Annotated in this window: 14 protein-coding genes; 10 read left to right on the forward strand and 4 right to left on the reverse strand. The window is 28.8% G+C overall.

The window, feature by feature from the left end; genetic code table 11:
* Window positions 1-39: 39 nt before the first annotated feature.
* The 7 genes from nrdE to FVE75_RS05140 all read left to right on the forward strand — a co-directional run bounded on the left by nrdE (window position 40) and on the right by FVE75_RS05140 (window position 6083).
* The gene (gene nrdE / locus FVE75_RS05115) at window positions 40-2139 is read left to right on the forward strand and encodes a class 1b ribonucleoside-diphosphate reductase subunit alpha (protein WP_147005530.1); all 2100 of its coding nucleotides are present in this window, start codon (window positions 40-42) and stop codon (window positions 2137-2139) included.
* A gap of 68 nt (window positions 2140-2207) precedes the next feature.
* On the forward strand, window positions 2208-2768 hold the full coding sequence (locus FVE75_RS05120; RefSeq protein ID WP_147005531.1) for an SMODS-associated NUDIX domain-containing protein: 561 nt from the start codon (window positions 2208-2210) through the stop codon (window positions 2766-2768).
* A gap of 203 nt (window positions 2769-2971) precedes the next feature.
* Window positions 2972-3118 carry a cyclic GMP-AMP synthase DncV-like nucleotidyltransferase gene (locus FVE75_RS11860; RefSeq protein ID WP_408610445.1) on the forward strand — a complete coding sequence of 49 codons (147 nt, stop codon included), beginning with the start codon at window positions 2972-2974 and terminating at the stop codon, window positions 3116-3118.
* Between the two features lie 23 nt (window positions 3119-3141).
* Window positions 3142-3399, forward strand: a complete 258-nt coding sequence (locus tag FVE75_RS05125) for a nucleotidyltransferase family protein (protein WP_147005532.1) — start codon at window positions 3142-3144, stop codon at window positions 3397-3399.
* 101 nt (window positions 3400-3500) lie between these two features.
* Window positions 3501-4265 carry a nucleotide-binding domain-containing protein gene (locus tag FVE75_RS05130; protein WP_147005533.1) on the forward strand — a complete coding sequence of 255 codons (765 nt, stop codon included), beginning with the start codon at window positions 3501-3503 and terminating at the stop codon, window positions 4263-4265.
* 78 nt (window positions 4266-4343) lie between these two features.
* Window positions 4344-5348, forward strand: a complete 1005-nt coding sequence (gene nrdF, locus FVE75_RS05135) for a class 1b ribonucleoside-diphosphate reductase subunit beta (RefSeq protein WP_147005534.1) — start codon at window positions 4344-4346, stop codon at window positions 5346-5348.
* Window positions 5349-5351: 3 nt separating this feature from the next.
* Window positions 5352-6083: a YaaA family protein gene (locus FVE75_RS05140; protein WP_147005535.1), complete on the forward strand. Its 732-nt coding sequence runs from the start codon at window positions 5352-5354 to the stop codon at window positions 6081-6083.
* A 322-nt stretch (window positions 6084-6405) separates the two neighbouring features.
* Here FVE75_RS05140 and FVE75_RS05145 read toward each other — a convergent pair whose 3' ends face one another.
* The 4 genes from FVE75_RS05145 to FVE75_RS05160 all read right to left on the reverse strand — a co-directional run bounded on the left by FVE75_RS05145 (window position 6406) and on the right by FVE75_RS05160 (window position 9480).
* A complete protein-coding gene (locus FVE75_RS05145) occupies window positions 6406-7248 on the reverse strand; it encodes a metal ABC transporter permease (protein WP_021769158.1) in 843 nt (280 codons plus the stop codon).
* Between the two features lie 42 nt (window positions 7249-7290).
* Window positions 7291-7989: a metal ABC transporter ATP-binding protein gene (locus FVE75_RS05150; RefSeq protein WP_147005536.1), complete on the reverse strand. Its 699-nt coding sequence runs from the start codon at window positions 7987-7989 to the stop codon at window positions 7291-7293.
* Between the two features lie 50 nt (window positions 7990-8039).
* On the reverse strand, window positions 8040-8981 hold the full coding sequence (locus tag FVE75_RS05155) for a metal ABC transporter substrate-binding protein (RefSeq protein ID WP_147005537.1): 942 nt from the start codon (window positions 8979-8981) through the stop codon (window positions 8040-8042).
* 142 nt (window positions 8982-9123) lie between these two features.
* Window positions 9124-9480, reverse strand: coding sequence for a Fur family transcriptional regulator (locus tag FVE75_RS05160; protein ID WP_147005538.1), 357 nt, complete (start codon window positions 9478-9480; stop codon window positions 9124-9126).
* A 391-nt stretch (window positions 9481-9871) separates the two neighbouring features.
* Between FVE75_RS05160 and FVE75_RS05165 the strand changes: the two genes are divergently transcribed.
* The 3 genes from FVE75_RS05165 to FVE75_RS05175 all read left to right on the forward strand — a co-directional run bounded on the left by FVE75_RS05165 (window position 9872) and on the right by FVE75_RS05175 (window position 11849).
* The gene (locus tag FVE75_RS05165; protein WP_147005539.1) at window positions 9872-10327 is read left to right on the forward strand and encodes a MarR family winged helix-turn-helix transcriptional regulator; all 456 of its coding nucleotides are present in this window, start codon (window positions 9872-9874) and stop codon (window positions 10325-10327) included.
* A gap of 15 nt (window positions 10328-10342) precedes the next feature.
* Window positions 10343-11173, forward strand: coding sequence for an ABC transporter ATP-binding protein (locus tag FVE75_RS05170; RefSeq protein WP_147005540.1), 831 nt, complete (start codon window positions 10343-10345; stop codon window positions 11171-11173).
* A 145-nt stretch (window positions 11174-11318) separates the two neighbouring features.
* On the forward strand, window positions 11319-11849 hold the full coding sequence (locus FVE75_RS05175) for an NAD(P)H-dependent oxidoreductase (protein WP_147005541.1): 531 nt from the start codon (window positions 11319-11321) through the stop codon (window positions 11847-11849).
* Window positions 11850-11889: the final 40 nt, after the last annotated feature.

Genomic DNA, 11889 nt, shown 5'->3' on the forward strand with positions numbered 1-11889 from the left:
TTATGTAAAAATTATAAAATAAAAAAATAGGAGAAGATTATGGTAGATAAAAGAGCAAAAAAATGGATATACCTAAATAATGAAATAATGGTAAAACAAGGGGAGGATTTTCAGCTGGAGAAAGATAAGGAGGCTGTTTATTCGTATTTTGTAGATTATGTGAACAAAAATACGGTGTTTTTTCACAATCTTGAGGAAAAGATGAGATATTTGATAAAAAATGATTATTATATTGATTTTTATGAGATGTATAATCATGATGAGATAAAAGGAGTATTTAAGCTGGTTTATGATAAGAAGTTTAGATTTGCTTCGTTTATGAGTGCATCTAAGTTTTACCAAAGCTATGCTTTGATGGATGATTCTGGAGAAAAGTTCTTGGAAAGATACGAAGACAGGATTGCTACAGTTTCGCTTTATTTGGCACAGGGAAATGTTGAAAAGGCAAAAGAGTATGCTTTGATGTTGATAAATCAGGAGTATCAGCCAGCTACACCGACTTTTTTAAATTCTGGTAAAAAACGTTCTGGAGAGCTTGTTTCTTGTTTTCTTGATGAAATGGGAGATAATTTGAGCGGGATTGGATACAGTTTTGACTCGGCTATGAAATTGTCTTCAATTGGTGGAGGAGTTTCGATGAATCTTTCTAAAATAAGAGCAAGAGGTGAATCAATAAAAGGAGTGGAAGGCAGAGCTTCTGGAGTTTTGCCGATTATGAAAATTTTGGAGGATATTTTTTCGTATGCAAATCAGTTAGGACAAAGAGCTGGGGCTGGAGCGGTTTATTTAAATGTCTTCCATTCTGATATTAATGAATTTTTGGATAGTAAAAAGATAAATGTAGATGAAAAAATCAGGATAAAATCATTGTCAATCGGAGTTATTGTTCCAGATAAATTTATGCAGCTGGCAATGGAAGATGAAGTTTGCTACACGTTTAATCCACACACAGTATTTCTAGAATATGGACAATATCTGGATGAAATGGATATGAACGAAATGTATGAAAAACTGGTTGATAATCCAAATGTTAAAAAGAAAAAAATAAATGCAAGGGAACTTCTTGTAAAAATTTCTCAAACGCAAAAGGAAAGCGGGTACCCTTATTTATTCTTTAAAGATAATGCAAATAAGGAACACGCATTAAAAGAAATCGGAACAGTTAAGTTCTCAAATTTGTGTACTGAAATTATGCAATTATCAGAAGTTTCAGACATTAATGCTTACTATGAAGAAGATACGATAAGACGTGGAATTTCATGTAATTTAGGTTCATTAAATATTGCAACTGTAATGGAAAATAAGAGAATAAAAGAAGCTACAAAAGCGGCAATTGATTCACTTACAATGGTATCAGACTTGACAAACATTGATATTGTTCCGTCAATAAAAAAAGCAAACGACGAGCTACACTCAGTAGGACTGGGAGCAATGAACCTGCACGGATACTTGGCTAAAAACTTTATTATGTATGAAAGCAAGGAAGCACTTGACTTCTGTAACGTATTCTTCATGATGGTAAACTTCTATTCATTGGAACGTTCAATGGAAATTGCAAAAGAAAAAGGCGAAACTTTCAAGGACTTTGAAAAATCTGAATACGCCAATGGAAACTATTTTGACAAATACATTACAAAAGAATACATGCCACAAACAGAAAAAATAAAACAGCTATTTGAAGGAATCTATATCCCAACAAAAGAAGACTGGGCAAACCTAAAAGAGCAAGTAATGAAACACGGAGTCTACAACGCCTATCGAATGGCAATCGCTCCAAACCAGTCAACATCCTACATAATGAACTCCACAGCCTCAGTAATGCCAGTAGTTGACACAATCGAAGTAAGAGAATACGGAGACAGCACAACTTTCTACCCAATGCCATACCTGACAAACGACAACTACTTCTTCTATAAGTCAGCATACGATATGGATCAAAAAAATATCTTGAAACTAATTTCTGTAATTCAAAGACACGTAGATCAAGGTATTTCGACTATTTTGTATACAAAGAGTACAGACAGCACAAGAGATTTGGCTAGACTTTATATTTATGCACATAGGCTGGGGTTGAAGTCGCTTTATTATACTCGGACTAGGAAGGCGACTATTGAGGAGTGTATTTCATGTTCAGTTTAGGAAAAGTAATAAATATAATATATAGCATTATAGATTTTTCGAAAAAAATAGAAAAAATATTGGATAAAATGAAAGAGATCTTATTTAAAAATGAAGAGATTAGAGTTTCAGCAGCCTATTTATTTAGAATAAAAATAGAAAATAAATATTTATTGGTAAAAGGAAATAAAATTTCTCAATATCAACCAATAGGTGGAGTTTACAAATATAAAAATAGTTTTAAATCAAAAATGAATGAATGGGAAGCAAGAGAAGAGGAAACAGAAAATTTTTATGAAAAAAATGATATTAGGATAATAATAAAACGAAAATATATTTCTGAGTTTAAAAAATGGTTTAATAGTAAAAAAAATAGAGAATGTGATTATAAAAGAGAATTTGAAGAAGAAATTATAAAGAAAGATATTTTACCTGAAAATGTTAAAATTAATTTTGATTTTATAAGAACTATAGATTTGGGAATAAAGTATTCAAAACATTTTGAAAGAAAGGAATTAAAAATATTTGATATTATTCAAATAGAATTAGATAAAGAATCAGAAAATAAAATATTAGAGTATTTAAAAAGATCTGATTATTTATGTTTAGCTAAAGGAAATGAAATAAAAAAGAGACTTTTGACTTATTAAATAAAACTGAAAAAATAAGCGAACACTCAAAATATATTTTATAACAAAACTAGGGAGAATAATGGAGTATTCAAAAAAATAATTAAAATTTTGGAAGAGATAGAAGTTTCTGAAAGTAATTACGAAAAAGCGGAAAATAGATATAAAAATATTTCAGAATATATTTGTAATTCGGAATTAAAAAATTTAATCCAGATATATTTATTCAAGGGTCAATTAAGTTAGGAACAGCTATAAAACCGATAACAGAAGAAGGAAGTTATGACATTGATATTGTTTGTTGTTTTGAAAAACTTTCTAAAAATGAAATAACACAAAGAGATTTAAAAATCAACTTGGTAAAGAAATAATAAATTATTCTAAAAAAAATAATATGAAGAATAAACCTAAAAATGGAAAGCGTTGCTGGACAATGACTTATATTGATAAAGATAATTTTCATATTGATATTATGCCATGTATTCCTAATAATCAAAATAGTAATAATATCGTTGCTTTAACAGATAAAAGAAATAAAGAATATAATATAATTACCAACAACTGGGAAATAAGTGTTCCTAGAGATTATTACAATTGGTTTATTAAAATTTCTGAAAATGAAAAATATAAAAAGCATTTGCTGAAAACGTAAAATTAAACATAGAAGAAATTCCAGATTATAAAATAAAAACACCGTTACAGCAAATTATTCAAATTTTAAAAAGACATGCAGAAATAGAATTTAGTAATAACATGGAGTATAAGCCTTCATCAATAATTATAACGACTTTAGTAGCTAAAACTTATGATAATTTAATTAAAGAAAAAAAAATTAGAAATTTTGATGAATTATTGATAGAAATTGTAAAAAAATTGAAATATCATATAAATAAAAATGAAAATGGCAATCCCTGTATTTTAAATCCTGTAAATGAAAAAGAAAATTTATCATTGAAATGGGAAGATGATGTTAAATATTTTAATGAATTTAATAGATGGATAGAAAAAATAAACAAAGATTTTTATTTACAAGAAAATGTATTAATGGGAGTAGGAGAAAGTTTAAAAATTGAAAAAAGTATTTACGATAATGAAAAATTAGTAAAAGAAATAAGTCATCATAAAAAACCTGAATGGAAAATGGTTAATGAAAAAGAAATAAAAATTATTGTAAAATATGAGATAAGAGGATTTAGAGAAAGAAAAATAGAAAGTAATACGCCGATAAATAAAAATGCTAGATTAAAATTTGAGATTAATTTAAATAATACAGAAAAATATGAAATATATTGGCAAGTAACGAATACAGGTAATGAAGCTCAAGAAGCAAATTGTTTAAGAGGAGATTTTTATAACTCTCATATTGAAAAAGGCAAAAAAATTAGAAGGGAAAAAACAGCCTATATAGGTAAACATTATGTAGAGGCTTATTTAGTAAAAAACGGAATATGCTATGGAAAAAGTGAACCTTTTGTAGTAAATATTGTTCAAGAATTAAAAAATCCATTAACTATGTAATTTAAGATAAAAAATGAGTGATTTGAACTTGGATTAATAAATAAAAAAATAAAGTTTTTTAGAAGGGAAAATGAAAAAATGAAGAAAAAAATATACGAAGCAGTAAACTGGAACACACCTGAAAATGATTATGTAGAGATGTTTTGGGAGCAGAATTTGAAGCAGTTTTGGATTGATACGGAGTATATTCCGTCGAAGGATATTGATAGCTGGAATTCGCTTGAGCCTGCGATGAAGTTGGCGTATTTGCACGTGTTGGGAGGATTGACACTGTTAGATACGTTGCAGAGCCATACGGGGATGCCGAAGATTATTGATCATATTGAGTCGCTGCAAAATCGTTCGGTGCTTTCATATATGTGTATGATGGAAACGATTCACGCAAAGTCTTATTCGACAATATTTACAACGGTTGCGTCTACAAGGGAGATTAACGAAACGTTCAGATGGGTTCAGGAAAATCCGCACTTGCAGTATAAAGCCAATAAAATTGACGGATATTATCAGAAAATGAATAATCCTGAGGCTTCAAAAAGAGAAATAGCGATGGCTCTGGCGGCTTCGGTTTATTTGGAAACATATTTATTTTACAGCGGATTCTTTTTACCGCTTTGGCTTGCAGGACAGGGAGAAATGGTTGCAAGTTGCGATATAATCAAGAAAATCATAGCTGATGAATCGATTCACGGAGTTTTTGTCGGACTATTATTTCAAGAATTATACAATTCTTTCAGTGAAGAAGAAAAAGCTGATATGAGAGCTGAACTGAAAAAATTGATGTACGATTTATATGAAAATGAAACAAGATATACTGATGAAATTTATGGTGATTTGGGACTTACAGGCGATGTGAAGGAATACATCCGTTACAATGCGAACAAAGCCTTGATGAATCTAGGATTTGAAGAAGAATTTGAAGTGAAAAATGTAAATCCAATTGTGTTAAATGGATTAAATGTGGAAACAACACAGCACGATTTCTTCTCGAAAAAATCTACGAATTATGAAAAAGCACTGGAAGTGGTGCATTTGCATGATGATGATTTTAAATTTAATAATGATGAATTAGATTTGGAGATTTAATCTATGAAAATTATAATATCACCAAGTAAAACTAAAAAAATTAACAATTTGCCAATAAAAGATAGTGGCTCTTTGACTCAAAAAGAGGCTGTTTATTTGGAAATAACGAAGGAAATTATTGAAAGAATAAAAACCTTTTCTGTAGAAGAAATTGAGAAAAAGTTTAAATTAAAAAATCAAAAGGCACAAAAGTTATTGGAATTTTATAAAAATTATGAAAACGAGAAAAGCGGAAATGCTTTGGTAAGTTATACTGGTGTTGCGTATAAGGCTATAAAGATTGAAACACTTGATAAAAGTGATTTTGAATATTTGGAATCGCATTTGGTTATCTTGTCTGCTTTGTATGGGATTTTGACCCCTTATACAAATGTGAAGGAGTATCGTCTTGATATGACAAATTCAATTTTTGAAAGTAAATCGCTTTATGAGGTTTGGAAAACTAGCGTGAATGAATATTTTGAACACGAAGACATTATTTTAAATCTTGCTTCAAAGGAATATTCTAAACTTATAAACCCTGATAAATTGATTGATTTTGAGTTTTGGGAAGACTCAAATGGGAAATTAAAGCAAGTGAGTACAAACTCGAAGAAAATGAGAGGTTTTACTTTGAATTATATTGTGAAAAACAAGGTTAGTGATGTAAAAAAATTGAGAAATATTACTTTAAATGGGTATGTTTTTGATGAGGATATGTCGGATGAGAGAAAATATGTTTATGTGAAAGAGTGATAAAAAGGGGAATAAAAAAATAAGTGTCAGATTTTGGTCTTTTATAAAGTTATGAAGGGAAGATATATGAATAAATTAATCTTTATTTTTTATTATTGAAAGTTTTAGGGTTTTCAAAAGATAAAACTGTGACAAGAGATAAAAAAATATCTGAGGAAAAAAGAAAATTTTTATTAAAATTTTCAGAACGAACACCGTATAAGACAGAAATTGAAAATCTGGTAGATTATAATTATATCTGCATTTTTAATAATTAAATAATTAAAAAAACAGAGAGTTTTAGATATATACTCTCTATTTTTATTTATGCTTATAATAAAAATTAATTCAAAAATTTCCCCTTCACAAATCCCCCAACCTTAACTAACGCCAACAAGATTGTAAGCAACACAATAATAGAAGGGCCTGACGGAATATTTAGCGTGTAGGAAAAATATAGTCCTGACAGTATTCCGATAAATGAGAAAATTATGGATAGAATTATGATTGCTGAGTATTTTCTTGCAAGTGAGGCTGCGATTGCCTGTGGGATTGTCAGGATTGAAATTATTAGGATGATTCCTATTGTTTTTATGTTTATTATTATGACGGAGGATATTAGGATTATCATAAAGTAGTTTATGAAGGTTACTGGGACGCTGTGGATTTTGTAGAAGTTTTCATCAAAACTGGTGTAGACGATACTTTTGTAGAAGATGATGAAAAATGTGATTGTGATTATGTCCAGTATTAACAGTAAAATTATGTTTAGGGTGTTGGATAAAAGGATATTTCCGAATAAATAAGTTGACATATCTGATTGATAGCCTGGTGTCAGGAAGGCAAAAATAATTCCGATAGCCATTCCCATTGACATAACGATACCTATTCCTAAATCACCGTCAACGTGCAGAGTGTCTTTTAAAACCAAAATCAGTACACCTGACAATATTGAGAAAATCAGTCCAAAAAATAATGGATCTTTTATTGGCAAGTTAAAGAAGTAAATTAGGTAGATTCCTATTCCGATACCGCCGTAAGACGCATGGCTAATACTTGATGAAATAAAGACCATTTTTTTATTTACAATATAAGTTCCTATTATTCCACAGCATATACTAGAAAGAAGCCCTACAATAAGGGCGTTTCTCATAAAAGCGTATTCAAAAATTTTTATAAATTCCATAATTCCCCAATCTTTAATAATTTATCTTTAATTTTGTAAATTTTATTTGTGTGAATGTAAGTAAGGATTGCTGCACACGTAATCTTCCTTTTTCTCATAAACTCGAATATTGCCTTCCACAACAAAAATGGAGTCGATGTAGTCGTAAATTTTTTCCAGTTCGTGAGAAATTACAACGATTGTCGAGTCTGACAGTTCCTTTATTTTTTCAAAAAGTTTAAATTCAAATTCCTTATCCAGAAATGACTCTGGCTCATCAAGAAAAATCAGTTCTGGTGAAGAAATTAAGGCACGTGCAATTAATGCCCTTTGAAGCTGTCCTCCAGATACTTCATTTATTAATTTATTTTTTAAATGAAAAATATCAAATTCCTCCAAGAGTATTTCAGCACGTTTTTTTTCTTCATTGTTAAATCTTCTAAAAAGGTTATTTTTATTAGTCAATCCCGATATTACCAAGTCAAAAATGTTAATGGGAAAGGAAGTGTCAAATTCCCTTATTTGTGGTAAATACCCAATTTTGTTTTCACTTGTAAAAAATTCAATACTGCCAGAATTTTTTCTCAAAAATCCAAGCATAACCTTTACTAAAGTAGATTTTCCGCCACCATTTCTTCCCAGAATTGCAACATTTTTTCCTTTAAAAATATCTAAGTTTATATCGTTCAAAATATAATCATTGTTGTATTTAAAATTAAGGTTTTGCACGCTCACAAGTTTTTTATTCTGTCCGTTAGTCATCAAATTTTTATCCTTTCGTTTTCTTCTCGTTCTTTTTTGAATAAAAATTTTTAATTTAAATAATCTACAAACTGTTTTAGATTTTCAAAGACATTTTCTTTGTCAACATTAAATTCAGCAACTTTTGAGTTAGGAATTTCTTTTGAAATGGCTTCAGCACTTTGTTTTGGAAATTGAGGCTGAACTAGGATTGTTGTTATGTTATGTTCTTTTGCTTCGTCGATAATTTCTTTTATTTGTTGTGCTGATGGCTCTTTTCCTTCCTGTTCGATTGAAATTTCTTCAATAGCATAATTTTTTAGGAAATAGTTTAATGCAGGGTGATAAATCATAAATGATTTTTTAGTTTTTGAAGCCATTTTTTGCGAAAGTTCTGCTTTTACTTGATTAAGTTCTGTGATGAAAGCATTGTAATTTTTTTCAAAAGTTTCTTTTTTTTCTGGATAAAGTTTTGACAATTCATTTTTTATATTTTCAGCAACTTTAGGCATCATATCAAGCGAGAACCATACATGCGGATCAATTCCACCGTGTCCTTCATGCTCGTGATGATGTTCGTGTTCTTCTTCCTTTTTATCTGCATGTTCATGCTCATGCTCATGTTCGTGATCATGATCTCCTTTGATAAATAAATTTTTATCAACACCATCCAAAACATTAACAATTTTATTTTTATCGCTTAGGCTGTTAGAAATAGTTTCTTCAAATCCTAACATATTGTAAGTGAAAAATACTTTTGAATTTTCCAGAGTTTTCAAATCTGAAGGTTTTGGCTCAAATAGTTCATGATTCATATTTGGCTGTACAATTGAAATAACTTCAAAATCATCTCCTGCAATTTTTTGAGTAAGCCATCTTAAAGGTGGTACGCTTGTTACAATTTTTTCCTTTGCTCCTGCAGTAGTTCCTTGCTCTTTTTTAGTTTCTGATTTATTTCCACAAGAAAAAATAAACAGAGCTGATAATAAAAATAATGATAATAATTTTTTCATTTTAATTCCTCCTATATGTATTTTTTGTAATAAAATAATGAATTAATTAAAAACTTTTCTAGAAAAAGATAAAAACTTAATATTTTTAAATAATTAAAATATAATTTCATTTCTCAAACAGAGTCTAGTATAAATCATAGATTTAATCACAATCGTTGCATTTTCCTTTAAAAATCGAAAGATGTGACAATAGTGAAAAGCCTCGTTTTTTTAATTCGCTTTTTTCTTTTTCTGTTTCTTCATTTGAAAATTCATGCACGGTTTCAATATGCTTGCAAGAATCACAAATAAAAAAATTGGCATTTTCTTCCTTAAAGTAATATTTTTCATTTTCAAAGTCGAATGAAAAAATATAATTATTTTTCTCTAAAAATTCCAAAGCCCGATAAACTGTCGATAAGTCAAAATCCACTTTTGATTTTAAAAATTTGGCATTTATTGGAGTGTCTGAAGACTGTATAAGATTAAGTATTTGCTGCCTTTTCTTAGTTAATTTCATAATAACATCTCCTAATAATAAAAAACGTTTTTATTTTGCAAATTTGCAAATCATTCGCAAACATTTTTGATTATATATTAAAAAAATTATTTGTCAAATGAATAGATTTTCATATAAATATTAAATTATAGTAAAAGTTATTTAAAAAGGAATTCAAAAGTTATGACTATTTGTTAATTTATATAATTTTTGTAGTTTAATTTTAGATAGCTTTGAGTGCATTTTAGAATAAAATATTATTTTTCTATTAATATAAGTTTTTGGATAGTATAATTTGACTCAAAATATTTATATACAAAAAATTTTTAAATTGACAAAAATAATTCTTTATAGTATTATACTATATAGAAATAAAATTAATAAAATAATTTTGTTTAGATTAGGAGATAAAATGAATAAAAAAGTAAATTTGGGAATATATGTAAGCAAAATTAAGCAGATACATGATAGAATTTTAAATTACATTCTTTCAAAAAGAGAAATTACCATTTTTAATGGCGAACGTGGGAAAATCCTGCATATACTCTGGAAAAAAGATAATATAACGTGCAAGGAATTGTCGGAAAAAACCGGGCTTGCAATAAATACGCTTACACCAATGCTGGATAGGATTGAAAAGGCTGGTCTGATAGAAAGAGCACCACATCCTGATGATAGACGGAAAGTGCTTATAAAACTTACGGGATACGCACAAGGCTTTAAAAAAGAATATGAAGAAATTTCTGAAACTATGACAAATTATGTTTATGAAGGGTTTTCTCAAGAGGAAATTGAGATGTGTGAAGAGTTTTTTAAAAGAATTTCACAAAATTTAGAAAAAGTTGAAAAGGAAATATGTAAAAAATGATAGGAAGGAGAGAATATGAAAAAAATTATAGAATTTCAGAATGTGAATAAAGTGTATCCGAATGGAAATGAAGCTGTAAAAGATATAAATTTTTCGATAAATGAAGGAGAATTTATTGTGTTTATCGGAACTTCGGGAAGCGGAAAAACTACAGCTTTAAAAATGATAAATAGGCTGGAGGATGCGACTTCTGGAAAAATAGAAATAAAAGGGAAAAATATTTTTGAATATAATATTCATAAAATGCGTTGGAATATGGGTTATGTCTTACAGCAAGTTGCTTTGTTTCCCCATTTGACAGTAGAAGAAAATATAAGTATCGTGCCTGAACTGAAAGGGTGGAAGAAAGAGGAGATTAAGGCAAGGACAGAAGAACTTCTGGAAATGATTGGGCTAGAAAGCGAGAAATATTTGAAAAGAATGCCGTCTGAACTGTCTGGCGGGGAAGCACAGAGAATCGGAATTGCAAGGGCATTAGTAGGGAATCCTGAAATTATACTTATGGATGAGCCTTTTAGCGCATTAGATCCAATTACAAGGAAAAGTTTACAGAAAGACATAAAGGAATTGCAGCAGAAAATTAATAAAACGATTGTTTTTGTAACGCATGATATTGAAGAAGCCTTTTATCTGGGAGACAAGATTTTTATAATTAAGGATGGGGAAATTCTTCAATCTGGGACGAAATCCGAATTAATTAATAATCCGAAAGATGAATTTGTAAGGGAATTTATCAGTTTGGAGCAAAATAAGAATATTGAAAATGAAATTGATAAAAAAATTATTGAGAAATTAAAGGAAAATGGAGAATATGAGAAATTTCTTCTGGAAATAAAAAAAATATAAAATAAAAATGAAAAAAATTTTTAAAAGATTATTATTTTAATAGTTTTCAGAAATATCCTAATAAAGAAGTAATTTTAATAATTTTTGAAAATAAATTATTAATAAAACTAAGAAAAACAATTTGAAAGAAAGAAGGAAAATAAAAATGAAAAAAACATTAGTGGTTTTGGCACATCCTGATATGGAAAATTCAAGAGCAAATAAAGCCTTTAAAGAAGAAACAGAAAAATTATCAAATGTAGAGTTATACAATATTTATGAAAAATATCCTGATGGAAAGATTGATGTTGAAAAAGAACTGAAATTATTATCTGAAACAGGGACTTTAATATTGCAGTTTCCTTTATTTTGGTTTAATTGTCCGTCTTTACTTAAAGAATGGATAGATACTGTATTTATGGCAGCTCATTATGGGGAAAATAAAGTGCTTAAAGGTAAAAAAATTGGAGTTGCAGTGACAACTGGAGGAATTGCATCAAGATATGATGGAACAAATGGATTGACAATAAAAGAAGTGTTAAAACCATTTTTATTAAGCATAGCTTATGTCGAAGGAATTGAACTGCCAATTTATTCATTATATGGGGCAATGCCTGATTTAAGCGATGAAAAGATTGTTGAAAGTGCAAAAAAATATGCAGAATATATAAAAAATAATTCACAAGATTTAGATTAAATTCAAAATAATCAGTTATAATTAGGTATACTGAAAACTA

This window comes from Leptotrichia hongkongensis, from assembly GCF_007990635.1.
GTDB classification, from domain to species: Bacteria; Fusobacteriota; Fusobacteriia; order Fusobacteriales; family Leptotrichiaceae; genus Leptotrichia; species Leptotrichia hongkongensis.

Bases quoted from the DNA above. Each gene is read 5' to 3' on its own strand.
- nrdE (WP_147005530.1), top strand. From the start codon at position 40: ATGGTAGATAAAAGAGCAAAAAAATGGATATACCTAAATAATGAAATA.
- FVE75_RS05120 (WP_147005531.1), top strand. From the start codon at position 2,208: ATGAAAGAGATCTTATTTAAAAATGAAGAGATTAGAGTTTCAGCAGCC.
- FVE75_RS05125 (WP_147005532.1), top strand. From the start codon at position 3,142: ATGAAGAATAAACCTAAAAATGGAAAGCGTTGCTGGACAATGACTTAT.
- FVE75_RS05130 (WP_147005533.1), top strand. From the start codon at position 3,501: ATGGAGTATAAGCCTTCATCAATAATTATAACGACTTTAGTAGCTAAA.
- nrdF (WP_147005534.1), top strand. From the start codon at position 4,344: ATGAAGAAAAAAATATACGAAGCAGTAAACTGGAACACACCTGAAAAT.
- FVE75_RS05140 (WP_147005535.1), top strand. From the start codon at position 5,352: ATGAAAATTATAATATCACCAAGTAAAACTAAAAAAATTAACAATTTG.
- FVE75_RS05145 (WP_021769158.1), bottom strand. From the start codon at position 7,248: ATGGAATTTATAAAAATTTTTGAATACGCTTTTATGAGAAACGCCCTT.
- FVE75_RS05150 (WP_147005536.1), bottom strand. From the start codon at position 7,989: ATGACTAACGGACAGAATAAAAAACTTGTGAGCGTGCAAAACCTTAAT.
- FVE75_RS05155 (WP_147005537.1), bottom strand. From the start codon at position 8,981: ATGAAAAAATTATTATCATTATTTTTATTATCAGCTCTGTTTATTTTT.
- FVE75_RS05160 (WP_147005538.1), bottom strand. From the start codon at position 9,480: ATGAAATTAACTAAGAAAAGGCAGCAAATACTTAATCTTATACAGTCT.
- FVE75_RS05165 (WP_147005539.1), top strand. From the start codon at position 9,872: ATGAATAAAAAAGTAAATTTGGGAATATATGTAAGCAAAATTAAGCAG.
- FVE75_RS05170 (WP_147005540.1), top strand. From the start codon at position 10,343: ATGAAAAAAATTATAGAATTTCAGAATGTGAATAAAGTGTATCCGAAT.
- FVE75_RS05175 (WP_147005541.1), top strand. From the start codon at position 11,319: ATGAAAAAAACATTAGTGGTTTTGGCACATCCTGATATGGAAAATTCA.